At 67.8% G+C, this 17,770-nt stretch carries 17 protein-coding genes and 1 pseudogene; 9 read left to right on the top strand and 9 right to left on the bottom strand.

Translation table 11 applies throughout. From position 1 onward, the window contains the following. Positions 1 to 21: 21 nt before the first annotated feature. On the bottom strand, positions 22 to 1,395 hold the full coding sequence (locus tag AC1DFR_RS03790) for an FAD-binding oxidoreductase (RefSeq protein ID WP_476872758.1): 1,374 nt from the start codon (positions 1,393 to 1,395) through the stop codon (positions 22 to 24). 269 nt (positions 1,396 to 1,664) lie between these two features. On the opposite strand from AC1DFR_RS03790, the gene AC1DFR_RS03785 reads away from it, so the two are divergent. The 5 genes and pseudogenes from AC1DFR_RS03785 (at position 1,665) to AC1DFR_RS03765 (ending at position 5,674) form a co-directional block, all read left to right on the top strand. Next, positions 1,665 to 2,429, top strand: coding sequence for an alpha/beta hydrolase (locus tag AC1DFR_RS03785; protein ID WP_230008914.1), 765 nt, complete (start codon positions 1,665 to 1,667; stop codon positions 2,427 to 2,429). Further along, on the top strand, positions 2,429 to 3,241 hold the full coding sequence (locus AC1DFR_RS03780) for a DUF1295 domain-containing protein (protein WP_476872757.1): 813 nt from the start codon (positions 2,429 to 2,431) through the stop codon (positions 3,239 to 3,241). Before AC1DFR_RS03785 ends, AC1DFR_RS03780 begins: the two co-directional genes overlap by 1 nt. A 46-nt stretch (positions 3,242 to 3,287) precedes the next feature. Then, positions 3,288 to 4,145: a lysophospholipid acyltransferase family protein gene (locus AC1DFR_RS03775; RefSeq protein ID WP_476872826.1), complete on the top strand. Its 858-nt coding sequence runs from the start codon at positions 3,288 to 3,290 to the stop codon at positions 4,143 to 4,145. Positions 4,146 to 4,281: 136 nt separating this feature from the next. Continuing rightward, positions 4,282 to 4,638 (top strand): annotated as a pseudogene (locus tag AC1DFR_RS03770) (TIGR00366 family protein); the annotation flags it as partial. Between the two features lie 28 nt (positions 4,639 to 4,666). Then, positions 4,667 to 5,674: a TIGR00366 family protein gene (locus AC1DFR_RS03765; RefSeq protein ID WP_476872756.1), complete on the top strand. Its 1,008-nt coding sequence runs from the start codon at positions 4,667 to 4,669 to the stop codon at positions 5,672 to 5,674. Between the two features lie 82 nt (positions 5,675 to 5,756). Here AC1DFR_RS03765 and AC1DFR_RS03760 read toward each other — a convergent pair whose 3' ends face one another. The 3 genes from AC1DFR_RS03760 to AC1DFR_RS03750 all read right to left on the bottom strand — a co-directional run bounded on the left by AC1DFR_RS03760 (position 5,757) and on the right by AC1DFR_RS03750 (position 9,240). Beyond that, positions 5,757 to 6,764 (bottom strand): GNAT family N-acetyltransferase, encoded by a 1,008-nt coding sequence (locus AC1DFR_RS03760; RefSeq protein ID WP_476872755.1) that lies wholly within the window; start codon positions 6,762 to 6,764, stop codon positions 5,757 to 5,759. A 2-nt stretch (positions 6,765 to 6,766) separates the two neighbouring features. Continuing rightward, on the bottom strand, positions 6,767 to 8,152 hold the full coding sequence (locus AC1DFR_RS03755) for a glycine--tRNA ligase (protein ID WP_028278290.1): 1,386 nt from the start codon (positions 8,150 to 8,152) through the stop codon (positions 6,767 to 6,769). 122 nt (positions 8,153 to 8,274) lie between these two features. Then, complete coding sequence (locus tag AC1DFR_RS03750) at positions 8,275 to 9,240, bottom strand: DMT family transporter (protein WP_476872754.1); 966 nt, start codon at positions 9,238 to 9,240, stop codon at positions 8,275 to 8,277. Between the two features lie 33 nt (positions 9,241 to 9,273). Between AC1DFR_RS03750 and AC1DFR_RS03745 the strand changes: the two genes are divergently transcribed. Beyond that, complete coding sequence (locus AC1DFR_RS03745; protein WP_018774572.1) at positions 9,274 to 9,510, top strand: RNA-binding S4 domain-containing protein; 237 nt, start codon at positions 9,274 to 9,276, stop codon at positions 9,508 to 9,510. Positions 9,511 to 9,546: 36 nt separating this feature from the next. Here the strand turns inward: AC1DFR_RS03745 and AC1DFR_RS03740 are convergent, their stop codons facing one another. After that, on the bottom strand, positions 9,547 to 10,203 hold the full coding sequence (locus AC1DFR_RS03740; RefSeq protein ID WP_476871577.1) for an alpha/beta hydrolase: 657 nt from the start codon (positions 10,201 to 10,203) through the stop codon (positions 9,547 to 9,549). Between the two features lie 94 nt (positions 10,204 to 10,297). Between AC1DFR_RS03740 and AC1DFR_RS03735 the strand changes: the two genes are divergently transcribed. After that, a complete protein-coding gene (locus tag AC1DFR_RS03735; protein WP_043437127.1) occupies positions 10,298 to 11,170 on the top strand; it encodes an SGNH/GDSL hydrolase family protein in 873 nt (290 codons plus the stop codon). A gap of 113 nt (positions 11,171 to 11,283) precedes the next feature. Continuing rightward, complete coding sequence (locus AC1DFR_RS03730; protein ID WP_476872825.1) at positions 11,284 to 11,910, top strand: hypothetical protein; 627 nt, start codon at positions 11,284 to 11,286, stop codon at positions 11,908 to 11,910. On the opposite strand, the gene AC1DFR_RS03725 is transcribed toward AC1DFR_RS03730, so the two are convergent. The 3 genes from AC1DFR_RS03725 to mmsB form a co-directional block, all read right to left on the bottom strand. After that, positions 11,907 to 12,473, bottom strand: coding sequence for an isochorismatase family protein (locus tag AC1DFR_RS03725; RefSeq protein ID WP_476872753.1), 567 nt, complete (start codon positions 12,471 to 12,473; stop codon positions 11,907 to 11,909). The two genes, AC1DFR_RS03730 and AC1DFR_RS03725, sit on opposite strands and share 4 nt — an antisense overlap. A 142-nt stretch (positions 12,474 to 12,615) precedes the next feature. After that, the gene (locus AC1DFR_RS03720; RefSeq protein ID WP_476859082.1) at positions 12,616 to 14,100 is read right to left on the bottom strand and encodes a CoA-acylating methylmalonate-semialdehyde dehydrogenase; all 1,485 of its coding nucleotides are present in this window, start codon (positions 14,098 to 14,100) and stop codon (positions 12,616 to 12,618) included. 52 nt (positions 14,101 to 14,152) lie between these two features. Beyond that, positions 14,153 to 15,055, bottom strand: coding sequence for a 3-hydroxyisobutyrate dehydrogenase (mmsB, locus tag AC1DFR_RS03715; RefSeq protein ID WP_476872752.1), 903 nt, complete (start codon positions 15,053 to 15,055; stop codon positions 14,153 to 14,155). 201 nt (positions 15,056 to 15,256) lie between these two features. Between mmsB and AC1DFR_RS03710 the strand changes: the two genes are divergently transcribed. Beyond that, complete coding sequence (locus AC1DFR_RS03710) at positions 15,257 to 16,156, top strand: LysR family transcriptional regulator (protein WP_223914225.1); 900 nt, start codon at positions 15,257 to 15,259, stop codon at positions 16,154 to 16,156. Between the two features lie 152 nt (positions 16,157 to 16,308). Here the strand turns inward: AC1DFR_RS03710 and AC1DFR_RS03705 are convergent, their stop codons facing one another. Beyond that, positions 16,309 to 17,691 carry an MFS transporter gene (locus AC1DFR_RS03705; RefSeq protein ID WP_476856488.1) on the bottom strand — a complete coding sequence of 461 codons (1,383 nt, stop codon included), beginning with the start codon at positions 17,689 to 17,691 and terminating at the stop codon, positions 16,309 to 16,311. Positions 17,692 to 17,770 lie beyond the last annotated feature (79 nt).

Raw genomic sequence — 17,770 nt, 5'->3', positions numbered from 1 at the left:
TCAGGACCGATGACGCCGCGCTTACACCGGCGCGATGTTCTGGTTGACGTGGAAGAGGTTCTGCGGATCGTATTTGGCTTTGACCTCCCTCAGCCGCTTGTAGTTCTCCCCGTAGTTCTCCGCAACCCTGGGCAGGTCATCGCCATCCATGAAGTTGATGTAGCCGCCGGGGGCAGAATAGGGCCGCAGCGCGGCCGCGTAGTCCCTCACCCACGCGATGTTTGCCTCGTTTTCCGCGGGGTCCATCCACTGCGCCGCGATCACGGGCGAAAACTTCACGTTCCGGTTGGCGAACGCCGTGTCCGTCGCGCCCACCCGCTGGACCGCACCATCGATGGGGTAGATGTGTACCGCGGTCTGCACGCTGGGGACCTTGCTGCCGTGTTCGATGTGCGCCGCGATGGCACCGTCGTTCAGTTCCGCCAGAAAATCCGCTTTCCAGTAGGCCTGCATGCCAGGGGGCTGCAGCGGGTCGAAAGCCGAGTTCAAGGCGGGGTACGGCATTGGTCCCACCATGGATCCCGCCGCCGGCGCGGCGTCCAGGAACGGCTGCCAGCGTGCCGGACCTTCCGCCGGATCACCGGTCCACATGCCGACGATGACGCACACCGGTTTGCCATGCCATTCCTCGGGCAGGAACGGAACAGGAGGACCCTGGTGGAAGCCCAGGAACGCGCCAAACTCTTCAGGGGCGGTAGCCATGTAGTCCCGGTAAAACCGCGCCACCGTCTCGGCATGCTCGATGGGGTAAATGATGATGCCGGCGTGGACCATGTCCACGGGGTGCATCCGGTACTCGAACGACGTCACGACGCCGAAGTTCCCGCCGCCGCCGCGCAACGCCCAGAACAGGTCCTCGTTCTCGCTTTCGCTGGCGGTAAGGAATTTTCCCTCGGCCGTGACGACGTCGGCAGAGAGGAGGTTGTCGCAGCTGAGGCCATACTTGCGGCTCAGGTATCCAATGCCGCCGCCGAGGGTCAACCCGGCGATGCCGGTCGAGCCGACAATGCCGCCGGGAGTTGCCAGCCCGAAGGCATGGGTCGCGTGGTTGAAGTCGGCCCACGTCGCACCCGGCTCCGCGCGCGCCGTCGCGGCTGCCGGATTAACCCGGACGCCGGTCATGTTGGAGAAATCGATGACCAGGGCGTCATCCCACGTGCCAAAGCCCGGGGCACTGTGTCCTCCACCGCGGACCGCCAGGTCCAGGGAGTTGTCCCGGGCGAAGTTGACGCAGGAGATGACATCGGCCACCTGGGATACCTGGGCCACCGCTGCCGGCCTTTTATCGATCATGCCGTTGAAGACTGCCCGTGCCGCGTCGTAGCCGGCGTCGCCGGGCGTGATGATCTGCCCGCGGACTTGCCCGCGCAGGCTATCGAACTGTGTTCCGTTCATTTTGTATACCGTCGATTTCGTCGTGAGATTCGACCGGACGGTTCTCTGCGCTCCCAGCCGGCGTGGCGCCCGGAGGTTTACCTGCTCATGCCTACTCTTCCCGCATTTCCCCGTCAAGGGCGCCAGCAAATGCACGCATGCCGGCCGCACCCATCACCGGGGGCGCCGGCTCCGAATCCACACTAGGGACCACCGGCCTTGACGGGACCGGGCCGCAACCTATGGTTGGTAATTGACGGACGAAGGACCGGAAGGACACATACGTGGCAATGCGCAAACTCGACGACCGCGAGCCGGAGGCGGGCCGTTCCGGGCCCGCCGCCAAAGCCGTGCTGACCATCGCCGAAGCCGCCGGGGAGACCCGCGGAGTCGTGTTGATCCTGCACGGCGGTCGGGCCGACAGTTTTGACGCTGTCCGCGGCCGGCACCTGAGTCCGGCCCGGATGGTGCCCTTCGCCCGGGCGCTGCACAGGCAGGGCGGCCCGCACGGGCTGGCCGCGTGGACCCTGCGCAACCGCTACCGCGGCTGGAACGGGGAGGACATGTCCCCCGTTCACGATGCCCGCTGGGCGCTCGCCCGGATCAGCCAGGAACATCCCGGCGTGCCGGTGTACCTGCTGGGCCACTCCATGGGCGGTCTCACGGCGCTGTGCGTGGCCGACGACCCGCAGGTCGAAGCCGTCGTCGCGCTCGCGCCGTGGCTGAACCACAAGACTTCGGTCCAGCCTGTCGCGGGCCGCCGCGTCCTGATCGTCCACGGGACCGAGGACCGCTGGACCAGCCCGGCGAACTCACTGGACTACGCCCGGCGCGCCGAGGGCGTCGCCGCGTCCGTTGACTACGTCTCGCTCAAGGAAGCCGGCCATTTCATGATCCGCCGGCTGGCACTGTGGAACGTGCTTGCGAACGGTTTCGTCCTGGACGCTTTCGGCGAGGCAACGGAGGCCGATGTTTCCGGCGCCAGGGACGCATTGCGCAGCGCCCTCGGCGGAGCCCCGCCGGCGGCCGGAACGCGTATGCCGGTGGTGTTGTGATGCCGCCGTTCCCGCTCGATGCCTTCCTTGGCAGCCTGCCCTGGGTCATCGTGGGACTCGTGGTGCTGCTCGGGGTGACTTTCGCGGTTGCCGTGCGGCAGAACCGGCACTCCGTCATCGACACCGTCTGGGGTCTGGGCTTCGTGGTGGTGGCCGGCATCTCCTGGGTGCTTTCGGCCGGATACGGCGACGCCGGCAGGCGGCTGCTGCTGCTAGCCCTGGTCGCCGTGTGGGGCATCCGCCTCGCCGTCCACATCGGGGCACGCGCACGCGGCGGCCACGAGGACCCGCGCTACGTGGACATGCTCGCCGGAGCGCCCGGATCACGCCACGTCTATGCCCTGCGGCGGGTCTACCTGCCCCAGGGGCTGGTGATGTTCTTCGTCTCGCTCACCATCCAGGTCGGCATGTTCGCCACGGGAAGCCTGGGCTGGCTGGCGTTCGCCGGCGTCCTGCTCTGGATCCTTGGCTTCGTGTTCGAGACGGTCGGCGACTGGCAGCTGACGCAGTTTAAGGCCGATCCCGCCAGGCGCGGCACCGTCCTCAACACCGGACTGTGGCGCTACACCCGCCACCCCAACTATTTCGGCGACGCCGCCGTCTGGGCAGGGCTGTTCCTGGTGGCGGCCGATTCCTGGCCGGGTGTCCTGACCGTTCTCTCCCCCGCCCTGATGATCTGGACGCTCGCCGGCAAGACCGGGAAGCCGCTGACGGAAAAGGCAATGTCCGCGCGTCCCGGGTACAAGGAATACATCGACTCCACCTCCGGCTTCCTGCCCTGGCCGCCCCGGCGGCGGGTGGGCGGACACTGACGTGCGCGGCCCGGCAGGTGCCCGGCACTGGCTGGGCTGGCGGCCCGTGAAGTGGCGGCCGGAGCCCAGCGACCGGTTCTACCGTTTCATTGTCCGCACCGGGCTGGCGCTGCGCTGGCTGTTCCGGATCCGCGTCCTCGTCACGGGGCGGGAGCACCTGCCCCAGCCCGGGCCGCCCACTGCCTCAACCCGAAGCGCATCAACCCGCCTCCCGTCCCGCCCGGTGGTGCCCGGCCAGGGCGCCGTGGTCGCGATCACGCACTTCGGCTACCTCGACTTTGCCTTTGCCGAGATGCTGCTGTGGTGGCACAACCGGGCCCAGCTGCGTTTCCTCATCACGCAGGGCGCCGCCGACCACTGGTTTGCCGGCCCCGCGGTCAGCGCCGCCGGGCATGTGGTGGTCGGGTACGGATCGGGAGCACACGCCTACGACGCCGCCGTCGCCCGGCTTAGGGAGGGCGAATACGTCGCCGTCCTGCCCGAGGCCGGCGTAAGCCGAAGCTTCACGGTGCGCGAATGCAAGACCGGTGCGGTGCGGATGGCCGCCGAGGCCGGCGTGCCGATCATCCCGGTCTCCGTCTGGGGCGCCCACCGGCTGATGACCCGCCACCATGCCTTCTCGCCGCGGCGCGCCTGGCGCGCCCCGGTCCGCATCCACGTCGGCGAGCCGATCCTTCCGGGCTCACTCCCGGACCCGTCCGACGACGCCCGGACCGCCACGGCGCGCCTGGCCAAGACCCTGCAGGACGGGATCGACGCCGGCATCGCCGACTTCCCCCTGCGACCGGCCCCCGGGGCCTGGTGGATGCCGGCCGGTCTCGGCGGCGGCGCCCCGACTGAGGAGGAAAGACGCCGGCTCGACAAGGCCGACGGCCCCCGGCGCGCAGGTGCCAAGCGCCGATAAGCCCTACTTCCGCCATCGTCTTGACTAAACTCCATGGGGTACAAAAAGCACTCAATGGAGAGGGACACCTGTGGCAAGCACAGTCGTGACCAAGAGCGGAACCGAAGAACGCGGTCTCGCACGGATAGCCCAACGCATGGCGGCATGGACGGAGCGGTGGTTCCCGGATGCCTACATCTTCGCCCTCGCCGGCGTCGTCATCATCGCGGTGGCCGCACTCGCCATCGGCGCCACGCCCCAGGCAATCGCCGACTCGTTCGGCAACGGCTTCTGGGACCTGACGGCCTTTACCCTGCAGATGGCCATGGTGGTCCTCACCGGCTACGTCGTGGCCACCTCCCCGCCCGTGGCGAGACTGATCAACAGGCTGGCGCTCGTGCCGTCAACGGCGCGGACCGCGGTGAGCTTCGTGGCCGTGCTCGCCATGTCCGTGTCCTTCCTCAACTGGGGGCTCAGCCTGATCTTCGGCGGACTGCTGGCCCGCGCGATTGCCCGCCGCAAGGACCTGACGGTGGATTACCGTGCCTTGGGCGCGGCGGCGTTCATGGGCCTCGGCGGCGTTCATGGGCCTCGGCGCCGTCTGGGCACTGGGGCTGTCCTCCTCTGCCGCGCAGCTGCAGGCCACGGCCGCGTCGCTGCCGCCGGCGCTGCTGAAGATCACGGGCATCCTGGACTTCGGCACCACGATCTTTACCTGGCAGTCGCTGCTGACGCTGGCCATCCTGATCGCCCTGACCACCGTGATTGCGCACTTCTCCGCGCCCCAGGGCGGCTCGATCCGCACCGCAGAGGACCTGGGCGTAGACCTGGACGACGAGCCGGCCGAGTCCGCGCCGCGTTCCCGGCCGGGCGAATGGCTCGAATACAGCCGGGGCCTGCCGATCCTGGCGGGCGTCCTCACGCTCGGCTGGCTCGTCTCGCAGTTCCTCACCAAGCCGTTCCTCAGCGTGGTCAGCAGCCTCAACGGCTACCTGCTGGTGTTCCTCATCCTGGGCCTGGTCCTGCACGGGACGCCGCGGAACTTCCTGCAGGCCGTAACGAAGGCCGTCCCGGCCACCGCGGGCATCCTCGTGCAGTTCCCGCTGTATGCGGCGATGGCGGCCATCCTGACCAAGGCCACGGGAACCGGTGGCATGAGCCTCTCCACCCACCTCGCGGCGTTCTTCTCGGACATCGGCAGCGGCGGCGGCTTCGCCGTCGTCATTGCCCTCTACACGGCTGTACTCGGCATCTTTGTCCCCTCCGGAGGCGGAAAATGGCTGGTGGAGGCGCCCTACGTGATGCAGTCGGCCACCGACGTGCAGATGAACCTCGGCTGGACCGTGCAGATCTACAAGATCGCCGAGGCGCTGCCGAACCTGGTCAACCCGTTCTTCATGCTGCCGCTGCTCGCGGTGCTGCGGCTGCGCGCCCGGGACCTGGTGGGCTTCACCTTCCTGCAGTTCGTCTTCCACCTGCCAGTGGTCCTGCTGCTCGTCTGGCTGCTGGGCATGACCTTCGACTTCGTGCCGCCGGTGATGCCCAAATAACTGCTTTAACGCATGCTGACCCGCAGCCGTGGCCGTTATCAAGCTTTATACGGCTACAGCTGCGGGTCAGTCGGGTTAAGGCCTAGGCCGGGTCGGAGACGACGAGCGTTTCCGAGCCCTGGACATGGGCCTTGCCGCTCTCGAGCAGCGGTTCGACGACGGTGCGCAGGGCGGTCATTGCGTCGTCCAGTTCGAGCATCACCGGGTGCTGGTAAGCGATCAGGGCCAACAGGTCCCGGACGGCGGCCTTGGCCTCGTCCGCGCCAAGCTTGGGCTCGTGCCCGAGGAACACCTCAGTTGGCTCAGTGGTCGAGGGCGCACCGGCATCGGCGCCACCGTCGGCTCCCGGAATTCCCTGGGCGTAGCTGACGGCGAACCCCTCCAGCCGGCCCTTGCGGCTGGCCGCGATGCCGTGTCCGAAGGCACTGGCCTTGGGCGCCCGCAGCACAATCGCTCCGTGGGCGCCGCTGAGGTCATCCAGGAACAGGCGCTGCACCGCGGCGACGCTCAGCTCCCCCGGGCTGTCCCAGCCGTGCACGGCGGTGTAGTAGCGTCCCACGACGTCGCTGAGCTCCACCGAGCCCGTGGCCAGGTCTTCGACCTGGTCGGTGGCCGCGGACTCCGAACCGTCGCCGAACACCGGCAGCTTGAGCGGAGCCGGGTCAACGACGACGAGGCGGGAGCGCTGGATCGGGGCCAGGCCCGCGGCCTCGGCAAACGCCGCACCGGGGGTGCCCGGCTCCACTTTGCAGCGCAGTCTGGACACGCCCGACGGCGCCTGGGCGGCCTCGTGCCGCAGCATGGTCAGCAGTGTGGACCCGAGGCCGGCGCGGCGGTGGTCCCGGGCGACCTCGACATACGCCCAGAGCCGTTCAGGGTGCAGCGAGGCCTCGTGGACCACGGCGGCCGCCACCGGAATGGCGACACCGTCCACAACGTCCTCGGCCACGATGCAGCGGCGCCATGGGGAATTGCCCGAGGGCGACAGCGTCCCGCGGAACTGTCCGGCCTGGACGGTCTCAGGGCCGCCCCAGATTTCCAGCAGCGCGAGGTCGTCGCCTTCCCGCCATTCCCGGTATGCGATGGCCATGTTCAGGCGCCGATCAGCCGTGCGGCCAGGTAACCCTCCACCTTGTCCAGGGAGACGCGTTCCTGGCTCATGGTGTCGCGTTCGCGGATGGTGACGGCCTGGTCCTCGAGCGTGTCGAAGTCCACGGTGATGCAGAACGGGGTGCCGATCTCGTCCTGGCGGCGGTAGCGGCGGCCGATGGCGCCGGCGTCGTCGAACTCGATGTTCCAGCTCTTGCGCAGCTGCGCTGCGAGGTCCTTGGCCTTCGGGGACAGGTCCTCGTTGCGGCTCAGCGGCAGCACGGCCGCCTTCACCGGCGCCAGGCGCGGATCGAGCTTGAGCACGGTGCGGATGTCCACCCCGCCCTTGGCGTTGGGGGCCTCGTCCTCGGTGTAGGCATCGATCATGAAGGCCATAAACGAACGGGTGAGGCCGGCCGCGGGCTCGATCACATACGGGGTGTAGCGTTCGTTGGTGGCCTGGTTGAAGTAGCTCAGGTCCGCGCCGGAGGCCTTGGCGTGGGTGGAGAGGTCAAAGTCGGTGCGGTTGGCGATGCCCTCGAGCTCGCCCCACTCCGAGCCCTGGAATCCGAAACGGTATTCGATGTCCGTGGTGCCCTTGGAGTAGTGGCTGAGCTTGTCCAGCGGGTGCTCGAAGAAGCGCAGGTTCTCTTCGCGGATGCCCAGGCCCGTGTACCAGGACATGCGTTCCTTCATCCAGTACTCGTGCCACTGCTCGTCGGTGCCGGGCTCGACGAAGAATTCCATCTCCATCTGCTCGAACTCGCGGGTGCGGAAGATGAAGTTTCCGGGCGTGATCTCGTTGCGGAAGGACTTGCCGATCTGGCCGATGCCGAAGGGCGGCTTCTTCCGCGAGGTGGTCAGGACGTTGGAAAAGTTCACGAAGATGCCCTGGGCCGTTTCGGGCCGCAGGTAGTGCAGGCCTTCTTCGCTGGCGACGGGGCCAAGGTAGGTCTTGAGCAGCCCGGAGAATTCATGCGGCTCAGTCCACTGGCCGCGGGTGCCGCAGTTGGCGCAGGCGATGTCCTTGAGGCCGTTCTCGGCGGGACGGCCCTTCTTCTCCTCGTACTCTTCCTCGAGGTGGTCCGCGCGGTAACGCTTGTGGCAGGACAGGCACTCCACCAGCGGGTCGGAGAACACGTCGACGTGGCCGGAGGCCTCCCACACCTGACGGGGCAGGATGACGGAGGAATCCAGGCCTACGACGTCGTCGCGGCCGCGGACCACGGACTGCCACCACTGGCGCTTGATGTTTTCCTTGAGCTCGGCGCCGAGCGGGCCGTAGTCCCACGCAGAACGGGAGCCACCATAGATTTCACCGGCCTGGAAAACGAATCCCCGGCGCTTGGCGAGGGAAATGATCTGGTCGAGGACGGATTTTGCTGCCATGGGAACTCCAATTTTCTACAGGGCCGCTGGGTGCGGTCCGTGGTGTTGGCCCCGGGACGCCGGCTGGTTGCCGGCCGGGACGATACGAACAATGCAATGCAAACTCCAAGCCTACCGGCCCGCTACCGCTTCAGCGCGCCCTTGGGCCAGGGCAGGGTGGCCAGGACGATGGCGCCGAGCGTCAGGATGGTGCCGAGGACCGTCGGGAGGGCGATCACCGTTCCGGGCACCGGCAATATGAGATCCAGGCCGAGGGACCCCAGCAGCTGGCCGGCGATCATGCCGAGGCCGGTGACCAGCACGCCCAGGCTGCGGACCAGGAGGGCGCCGATGCCGATGAAGATGCAGCCGAGCGGGCCGCCAAGGTAGTACCACCACTGCGCCGGAAGGGGGTTGCCGGCCCCGGCCACGGCGAGTTTGATCAGCCATGCCACCCACAGCAGGGCCGCTCCGGCGATGAAGTTCACGAGTGTCGCGGCGATGGGGGTGCCGTAGTGCACGGTGGCTGTGCCGTTCATGGCCTGCTGGAAACTCATCAGGAACCCGGCCAGGAGCGGAAGCATCACTGGAACCAGCAACTGCAGCGCGGATTCCCCGGCGCTGAACCTGGGCGACACCGCCCAGGCGACGGCGGCGACGGTGAGCACACTGCCGAGCACCCGGATGCCGGTAATGGGCCTCTTCCCCGCCGGTCCGATCCCCATCCGGTCCACCAGCAGGCCGCTGAGGGTCTGCCCCGTCACGGCGGCCACCGTGAAGAGGGCGACGCCGAGCAGTCCCACGGTGAAGGACTGGGCGAAGACGAAGAGGGCACCGATGCAGCCGGCCAGGACGTAGTACGGCGGAAACTGCCGTTCGCGCACGGCCGGCAGGATCCGCGCCAGCCCTGCCCGGCCCCGGGGCAAGGCCAGGGAAATGACCGTCATGACCAGCAGTCCGGTGCTGAAGCTGACGATGGCGGCACCGATTCCGTCCCCCAGCGCCACCCCGAGGGCGCCGTTGATCCGGCCCTGGATCGGGATGAAAAGTCCCGTCGCGACGGCCATGGGCAGGCCGACGATCAGCGGAAGACGGCGGTGATGGGTCATAGGTGCCACCTTAGGTCAGGCATTATTGCTTGTATGAGCAATCCGGAATTCGAAGACATCACTATCCGCGACAGCATGATCCGGCTGGGCCAGCTGCTGAAGCTTGCGAATCTGGTCGAGGACGGCGTGGAGGCCGCGGAACTGATCAAGAACGGGCTTGTGAAGGTCAACGGCGAAATCGACGAGCGCCGCGGCCGCCAGCTGCACGACGGCGACACCGTCACCGTGAACGGCCGGACCGTGCGGATCAGCGCGCCCCCGGCCGCCTAGCCGCCCGCTTCCCTGGCGCACACCTCCCCGGCGCGCCTACTTCTTGGCGTTGAGCACCACATGCGTGAGGAACTCCGAGACGTGGCCGATCTCCTGCTGGTTGATGCCGTGCCACATGCCCGTGTAGAGGACCTTGGTGAGCAACACGTGCTTGCGCACCCAGCCGACGGTGTAGTCGATCTTGTCCTCGGTGATCACGGGGTCCTGCTGGTCCCGCCCCCAGAACAGCGGCACAGTGCCGTCCAGTTCGCCGTCGCGGAAGCTGGGGTCATCGCCGGCATCGACGACAAAACCTGACAGCCCGACGACGGCGGCAAAGTCCGCCGGCCGCTGCCGCAGCAGCGTGGTGGCCATGGCCATGCCCATCGAGAACCCCAACAGCGTCACCGACGGGTGGTTGGCTTTGACGCCGTCGAGCCAGTCCTGAACGTAGCCTGCCGCGACCTTGACGGCGTCGAGCGAATAGTCAATGGACCCTGTCAGCGGGAACCAGGTGAAGCCCGGTCCCATGGCGATCGGGGCGCGCAACGAGGCCACCGCGAATTCCTGCGGCAGCATCCCGGCCAGGCTGAGCAGATCCTGTTCGTTGGCGCCGTAGCCGTGCAACAGGACAAGAAGCGGCTTGCCGGCCCGTTCCTGCTCCGGCTGGGACCATTGGACGACAGGGGCGGGGAAGGCGTCAGCGTGAGTCATGGAACTATTCTTACAGTTACCCGGCGGTAACAAATTACGGTGGCGCAGCTAAACGGGAACAGTGCAGGATAAGGGGGTGAGCAAAACCGATCCCATGGAAAATTCACCGGACACCCCAGCCGAGACCACCGTTGACACCGTCACCCACCCGTGGACCCGCTATGTGGCGATGGGCGACTCATTCACGGAGGGCATCGGCGACCCGGAACCGGCCAGTCCGGGCGGCCATCGGGGCTGGGCGGACCGCGTGGCCGAGGAACTCAGCCGTGGGCACAACGACTTCGCCTACGCGAACCTGGCCGTCCGCGGCCGGCTCCTGCAGCAGATCGTGGACCAGCAAATGGCTCACTGCCTGTCCCTCAAACCGGACCTCATCACGCTCTCCGCAGGCGGAAACGACCTCATCCGCCCGGGCGGCGATCCGGACGTGCTCGCCGAAAAGCTGGATTCGGTGGTGCAGATCCTGAGCCTGGGCGGCGCCACCGTCGTCCTGTTCAACGGCCCGGATACCGGCTCCACAGTGCTGGGCCGGATCCGCAGCAAGGTGGCCATTTACAACGAGAACCTGCGCACGATCGCCGCGCGCCACGACGCCGTGATCGCGGACATGTGGTCGCTGCGCCAGCTCAATGACCCGCAGATGTGGAATGTCGACCGGCTGCATTTCTCACCGCTGGGCCACCACACGATCGCGGCCATGGTGCTGGACTCGCTGAACGTCGAGCACACGCTCCAGCCCCTCTCCCCCAAACCGCTGCCGCAGCGCAGTTGGCGCGAGGCGCGCAGCGGGGACCTAGTGTGGGCCAGGGAGTATTTCGTCCCCTGGGTGGTCCGCCGGCTGCGGCACCGCTCCTCCGGCGACGGCATGACGGCCAAGCGGCCGCTGGCCGGCCCGGTGTTCGGTCCCGGCGTTCCGCTTGGTTCAGGCGAAGGCCCGCCCGGCGCCGAGGACGCTGTCCGGTCCTGAGGCTTCGGGCCTGAGCCTGCGGGGCATAAGCTGAAGGGACACTTCTCCGGCCCTACAGATGAGCCCGCAGATGAGAAGGCCCAGCAGCTGAAAGGCCCAGTACCGTGAGCAGTATGTTCTTCTGGATCATCGTGTTGTCCTTCCTGGTTCCCGTGGCGATGCGCCTCTACCGCAGGTCTGCCCGCGGCCGGAACCAGGGCACTCCGGGACAGTTCGGCCGGTTCCCGGGCAGCCAGAACAACCCCGGCCAGGGCAACCAGCCGCGTGATGGCTACACCCAGCAGGACTACTTCGGCGGCTTTGGCCAGCTGGGCGCCCCGAAGCAGTCGGGTCCGGCCAACGAGCCGTATCCCAACCCGCAATACCCCAGCCCGGAGTACCCCAGCGCGGAGTACCCGAACCCGCAGAACCCCAGTCCCCGGTTTCCGGACCAGCCGTTCCCGAACCAGCCATACCCCGGCCAGCAGTACCCGAACCCGGTCGGCTACCAGTCGCCCGTCCCCTACGAGGACAGCCCCGAGTACCTGAACAACCCGCCGCAACCGCAACGGCCGCAGGCATCGCAAACTCCCCCGGCGCCGGGCGCGGGACAGGCGAAGGCGCCGCAGTCTCCGCCGCCGCCGTCGGCCGGGCAGGGCTACCGGGCCCGCAAGCTGGCCGAGCTCGACCAGCAGTACACCGACGGCAAGCTGTCCATGGAGGAATACATGGCCCAGCGCGCGGAAATCATGAAGGGCTAGGACCCTGCTTGGCCGGCGAACTCGACGTCGGCCGCGTTGACGGTTCCCGCCGTCCGCCCCGGCGCCTTGTGGTACTGCCAGTACAGATTGGTGTGCGCGACCACCAGAGCCGGCGGCGGGGCGCCGTACTCGGTCAGGTCCTCGGTGGTGTGTGCGTCGGCGACCAGCGTGACGTCGTAGCCGCGGGTGATCGCGCCGTGCAGGGTCGAGCGGATGCACTCGTCGGTCTGCGCACCGGCCAGGAAGAAGCGCCCGATGCCGCGCCCGGCCAGCACGGATTCCAGGTCGGTGGCCTCGAAGGCGTCGCTGTACTCCTTGGCCACGAGCGGCTCCGAACTGCGGCGTGCGAGCTCCGGCACGTACTGCCAGCCGTCGCTGCCGCGCGGAAGTTCCTCACCGCTGTGCTGCACCCAGACGACGTCCACCCCGGCGTCGCGGGCCTTGTCCACGAGCGCGGCGATTGTTGCGACGACGTCGTCGCGGCGGTATGCCTCGGCGACGACGCCGATCTGCATATCGACGACGAGCAATGCCGTGTTGGGACGGTTGACGAGCGTGGTCATGGTGCCTCCCGGATCCTGGCTGTCCCTGCGTGCTTACTCTAATCCCGAGGCAGCAAACAACGCGGGGTCACTTGCGGCCCATGATCCGGTGCCGGATGGGCGATAAGTGACCCCGCGTTGCTTTTGTTGGGGGGTTGCGGCGTCAGTCGACCTGGGGGAAGCCGAGGTCGATCACCGAGGTGGACGGGTCCGGCCAGCGGGTGGTGACCACCTTGCCGCGGGTGTAGAAGCGGATGCTTTCCGGGCCGTACATGTGGGTGTCGCCGAACAGCGAATTCTTCCAGCCGCCGAAGGAGAAGGTGCCCACCGGCACCGGGATGGGCACGTTGACGCCCACCATGCCGGCCTCGACGTCGAACTCGAACTGGCGGGCGGCGCCGCCGTCGCGGGTAAAGATGGCCACGCCGTTGCCGAACTCGTTGTCGTTGACCAGCTTCACGGCGTCGGCGTAGGTCTCGACGCGGACCACGGAGAGGACGGGCCCGAAGATCTCGTCGTCGTAGACCTTCATTCCGGGCTTGACGTGGTCGATCAGGCTGACGCCGATGAAGAAGCCGTTGGAGTCGAATTCGTGTTCGCGGCCGTCCACCACCACGGTGGCGCCCTCGTTGGCCGCGCCGGCAACGTAGGAGGCCACCTTGTCGCGGTGCTCGGCCGTGATGAGCGGACCCATCTGGGAGGCCGGGTCCGTGCCCGGGCCGATCGTGAGGGCAGCCATGCGGGTGCTGATCGCCTCCACGAGGTCGTCGGCGATGCTGCCGACCGCGACGAGGACGCTGACTGCCATGCAGCGCTCCCCGGCGGAGCCGTAGGCGGCCGAGACGGCGGCGTCCGCGGCCATGTTGAGGTCCGCGTCCGGCAGGACCACCATGTGGTTCTTCGCCCCGCCCAGGGCCTGGACGCGCTTGCCGTGATCAGCGGCGCGCTTGTAGATGGACTGCGCGATCGGCGTCGAGCCGACAAAGCTGATGGCCTTGACCGCCGGGTGTTCCAGCAGGACATCCACGGCTTCCTTGTCCCCGTGGACCACGTTGAGCACCCCTGCCGGCAGGCCGGCCTCGGCGAAGACCCCGGCGATGAAGATGGCGGAGGACGGGTCCTTCTCACTCGGCTTGAGCAGCACGGTGTTCCCGCAGGCCAGGGCGCTGCCGATCATCCACAGCGGCACCATGGCGGGGAAGTTGAACGGCGTGATGCAGGCGACGACGCCGACCGGCTGGCGGACCGAGTGGACATCGACGCCGCCGGAGACCTGCTCGGAGCGTTCGCCTTTGAGCATGTGGGAAAGCCCGGTGGCGAATTCGATGTTCTCTAGGCCGCGGGTGATTTCACCTTCCGCGTCCGAGAGGACCTTGCCGTGCTCGCTGGTGAGCAGGGCCGCGAGTTCGGGCCGGCGCTGCATGAGCAGTTCACGGACCTTGAAGAAGATGGCGGTGCGCCTGGCCAGGCTCGTGGCGCGCCAGCCGGGCAGGGCGGCGCGGGCGGCCTCGATGGCCTCCTCGACGCGGGCGGCGGAGGCCAGGGCGACCTCTTTCTCCTGCTCGCCGGTGGCCGGGTTGAACACGGGGCCGAAGCGCTCGGCGTCGGAGATCAGGGCGCCGTTGATGAAGTGCGGGATGCGTTCCATGGGTGGGTCTCTTTCGTGAAGGGCAGGGCCGTGGGGGCAGGGCTGTGGGGGGCTAGTTGGCGGACTCGAGGGTGCCGTCGACGAGCTTGACGATCATCGAGCAGTCCTGGCCGGACTGGCCGGAGTCGATGAGGCGCTGGAAGAGCTGCTGGACGTGCTCGCCGAGTTCCAGCGGGGTGCCGGTGTCCCGCGCGGCGCTGATGGCCAGGCCGATGTCCTTGTTGGCCAGTTCGGTGGTGAATGTCGGGGCGAAGTCGTTGTTGGACGCGGCGGTCGGCACGACGCCGGCCACGGGGTACCAGGTGCGCAGCGCCCAGCTGTCGCCGGAGGAGACCGACGCGATGTCCCAGAAGACCTGCTTGTCCAAGCCGAGCCGCTCGGCCAGGACCGCGCCCTCGGCGGTGGAGGCGAGGTTTATGAAGAGCATGAGGTTGTTGCAGATCTTCGCGGCCTGGCCGGTGGTGGCGCCGCCGGTGGGGATGATGTTCGCGGCCATGGGGCGGATGTATTCGGTGGCGTCGGCGACGGCGCCGGCCTCGCCGCCGATCATGAACGTCAGCGTGGCGGCCTTCGCGCCGCTCATGCCGCCGGAGACGGGTGCGTCGACGAAGCGGAAGCCGGCGGCAGCGGCGGCGTCGTGCAGGGCCTGCGCGGCGGCGATGTCAATGGTGGAGGAATCCACCAGGAGGGTCCGGGTGTCCGCGTGGGCAAGGACGCCGTCCTGGCCGAGGTACACGGCGCGGGCGTGCTCACCTTTGGGGAGCATGGTGAAGACGACGTCGGCGCCGGCGACGGCCTCGGCGATGCTGCCGGCGGCCTTGACTCCCCCGGCCTCGGCGGCAGCAACGGCTGCGCTGTTGAGGTCGAAGCCACGGACTTCGTGTCCGGCGTTTGAGAGGTTGACGGACATGGATCCGCCCATGTTTCCGAGTCCGATCCAGGCGATGACTGCCATGGCTTAAGCTCCTTTGCTTGATGTGCTGCCGGGCGCCTCGACGCGCTCCGGCGTGAAAGCCGAAACTCCGGCGCCCCGGTGTCCACCATCACACCCTGTTAGAGTGCAATCAAGGTAAAAAATCACAGATGCCATGTGCACAGATGCACAATCATGGCTCTGGCTCCGCCACACTCGCTGCAAAGGGGGACAATAGTGGACTTGCGCCGGCTACCGAGCCCCGACGACCTGCTGATCCTGCTGACCGTGGCACGCCTGGGCCGGTTCAACGCCGTGGCCGAGACGCTCGGCACCACCCACACCACCATTTCCCGCCGCGTCCTGGCCCTCGACAAACAGCTCGGCGGCCGGACGCTCGAACGCAGCCCGCACGGCTGGGAGCTGACCGAACTCGGCAGTCAGGCGGTCGCGGCGGCGGAAGCCATCGAGGGCACTCTCGGCGCCCTCTCGAGCAGCATTGCCCGCTCCGGCGACGTGGTCTCCGGCCTGGTCCGGATCAGCACCCCGGACGGCTTCGGCGCCGAATTCCTGGCCCCGGCCCTCGTGCGGCTGCAGCGGGCGAATCCGCTGCTCAACGTCGAACTGCTCAGCGCCACCCGCAAGGTAAGCCAAAACCGCTCCGGCGTGGACCTGGAAGTGGTGGTGGGCAACATGGACACCACCACCGCCCGCGCCATCTTTCTGAGCAACTATTTCCTCAGGCTGTACGCCAGTCCCGGCTATGCGCAGGAGCACGGGCTTCCGGCAACGCTCGACGACGTCCGGCAACACGGCTTTGTCTCCTACGTGGAATCGGCGCTCCAGGTCGCCGAGCTGGGCCACCGTTCAACGCAGCTGCCGGTGCCGCGGTCCAGCTTCCAGGCCACAAGCGTCTTCGCCCAGCTGGAGGCCGTCCGGCGGGGCGCCGGGATAGGCCTACTCCCCAATTTCCTCGTGGCGGGCCGGCCGGAATTTCTGCCCGTCCTGCCGGACGACTTCCAGCGCCAGCTGCCCATCTGGGCTGTGGCCCGGCCCGAGGCGCTGCGTTCGGCCCCGGTCCGTGCCGTGCTGGAGGCGATTCGCGGCGAAATCCGGGAGCGGCAGGATGTGCTGTCCGCCTGAGGCGCCAGCGCAGCCGGACGGGTGCCTGCGGCGTTAGCCTGCCGCGTTAACCTGCGGCGTTAGCCTGCCGAGTTAACGCAGACTGCCCGGGTCCGCGCGGTGCGCGGATCCGGGCAGTCTGCCCCCACCGGGTCTGGTGAGGCCGGTGAGGATTACCGCTTGCTGGCGGCGAGGAGATCGGCCGTGCCCCGGGCGTCGGCGGCGTCGACGTCGCGGAGCGAAATGCCGCGGGTTTCCTTCAGGAAGAACACCGCAACCAAAGTGACCACACAGGCGCCGAGGAGGTAGATGGCGACCGGGACCGAGGACTTGTACTGGCTCAGGAGCGCGACGGCGATGATCGGAGCCAGCGAACCGGCCACAATCGAGGTGACCTGGTAGCCCAGCGAGACACCGGAGTAGCGCATCCGGGTCGGGAACATTTCAGCCATGAGCGCCGGCTGGCCGGCGTACATCAGGGAGTGGAACAGCAGGCCGATGGTGATCGCGGCGAGGATGATGAAGTCGTTCTTGGTATCCATCATCGGGAAGGCGAAGAAGCCCCACGTGCCGCCGAGGATGGCGCCGGCCATGTAGACGGGCTTGCGGCCGACGTTGTCCGAGAGCCTGCCGACCATCGGAATCACGGCGAAGTGGACGAGGTGCGCCACGAGCAGCAGCAGCAGGATCCGCGAGGTGTCCGTCTGGACGACGACCTTCAGGTACGTGATCGAGAACGTGACCACGAGGTAGTAGAGGATGTTCTCGGCGAAGCGCAGGCCCATCGCGGTGAAGACGCCGCGCGGGTAGCGGCGGAAGACTTCGGCCACGCCGTAGCCCTTGTTTTCAACCTCGACTTCTTTTTGGGCCTCCAGGAAGATGGGGGCGTCCTGGACCTTGGTGCGGATGTAGTAGCCGACCAGCACGATCACGGCGGAGAGCCAGAAGGCGACGCGCCAGCCCCAGCTGAGGAAGTCGGCGGAGGACAGCACGGAGGACAGCGTGAACAGCACGGCGGTGGCGAGCAGGTTGCCGAGCGGAACGGCGGACTGGGGCCAGCTGGCCCAGAACCCGCGGGACTTGCTGGGGCTGTGCTCGGCGACGAGGAGGACGGCGCCGCCCCATTCGCCGCCGACGGCGAAGCCCTGGGCGAAGCGCAGGAAGACCAGCAGTGCCGGGGCCCAGTAGCCGATCTGCGCGAAGGTGGGCAGGCAGCCCATCAGGAAGGTGGAAACGCCCACCAGGAGGATGCTGACCTGGAGCAGCTGCTTGCGGCCGAACTTGTCGCCGAAGTGGCCGAAGACGATGCCGCCGATCGGGCGGGCGACGAATCCGACGGCGTAGGTCAGGAACGCGGCGATAATGCCGTCGAGTTCGGTGCCCGAATTGGGGAAGAACGTCTTGCCGAAGACCAGCGTGGCGGCGGAGGCGTAGAGGAAGAATTCATACCACTCCACCACCGTGCCGGCCATGGAGGCCGTTACTACCTTCTTCAGTCCGGACGTTTTGACGTCCGGCTCGTCTGCGCGCGTTGTCGCGGCGTTTTCCGTGCTCATGTGAACTCCTTCGGTGTCGCCTTCGACACCCTGCGGACCATTGGACTGAGGACGCCCGTGATGTAGGGCACATGGCGTC

The organism is Arthrobacter sp. 05T410 (genome assembly GCF_056396505.1).
The sequence above is the reverse complement of the archived record's forward strand: the minus strand, read 5'-3'. Positions and strand labels throughout refer to the sequence as shown.

Bases quoted from the DNA above. Each gene is read 5' to 3' on its own strand.
- AC1DFR_RS03730 (WP_476872825.1), top strand. From the start codon at position 11,284: ATGTTCTTCTGGATCATCGTGTTGTCCTTCCTGGTTCCCGTGGCGATG.
- AC1DFR_RS03745 (WP_018774572.1), top strand. From the start codon at position 9,274: ATGAGCAATCCGGAATTCGAAGACATCACTATCCGCGACAGCATGATC.
- AC1DFR_RS03760 (WP_476872755.1), bottom strand. From the start codon at position 6,764: ATGGCCATCGCATACCGGGAATGGCGGGAAGGCGACGACCTCGCGCTG.
- mmsB (WP_476872752.1), bottom strand. From the start codon at position 15,055: ATGGCAGTCATCGCCTGGATCGGACTCGGAAACATGGGCGGATCCATG.
- AC1DFR_RS03785 (WP_230008914.1), top strand. From the start codon at position 1,665: ATGCGCAAACTCGACGACCGCGAGCCGGAGGCGGGCCGTTCCGGGCCC.
- AC1DFR_RS03720 (WP_476859082.1), bottom strand. From the start codon at position 14,100: ATGGAACGCATCCCGCACTTCATCAACGGCGCCCTGATCTCCGACGCC.
- AC1DFR_RS03705 (WP_476856488.1), bottom strand. From the start codon at position 17,691: ATGAGCACGGAAAACGCCGCGACAACGCGCGCAGACGAGCCGGACGTC.
- AC1DFR_RS03750 (WP_476872754.1), bottom strand. From the start codon at position 9,240: ATGACCCATCACCGCCGTCTTCCGCTGATCGTCGGCCTGCCCATGGCC.
- AC1DFR_RS03755 (WP_028278290.1), bottom strand. From the start codon at position 8,152: ATGGCAGCAAAATCCGTCCTCGACCAGATCATTTCCCTCGCCAAGCGC.
- AC1DFR_RS03740 (WP_476871577.1), bottom strand. From the start codon at position 10,203: ATGACTCACGCTGACGCCTTCCCCGCCCCTGTCGTCCAATGGTCCCAG.
- AC1DFR_RS03735 (WP_043437127.1), top strand. From the start codon at position 10,298: ATGGAAAATTCACCGGACACCCCAGCCGAGACCACCGTTGACACCGTC.
- AC1DFR_RS03725 (WP_476872753.1), bottom strand. From the start codon at position 12,473: ATGACCACGCTCGTCAACCGTCCCAACACGGCATTGCTCGTCGTCGAT.
- AC1DFR_RS03780 (WP_476872757.1), top strand. From the start codon at position 2,429: ATGCCGCCGTTCCCGCTCGATGCCTTCCTTGGCAGCCTGCCCTGGGTC.
- AC1DFR_RS03790 (WP_476872758.1), bottom strand. From the start codon at position 1,395: ATGAACGGAACACAGTTCGATAGCCTGCGCGGGCAAGTCCGCGGGCAG.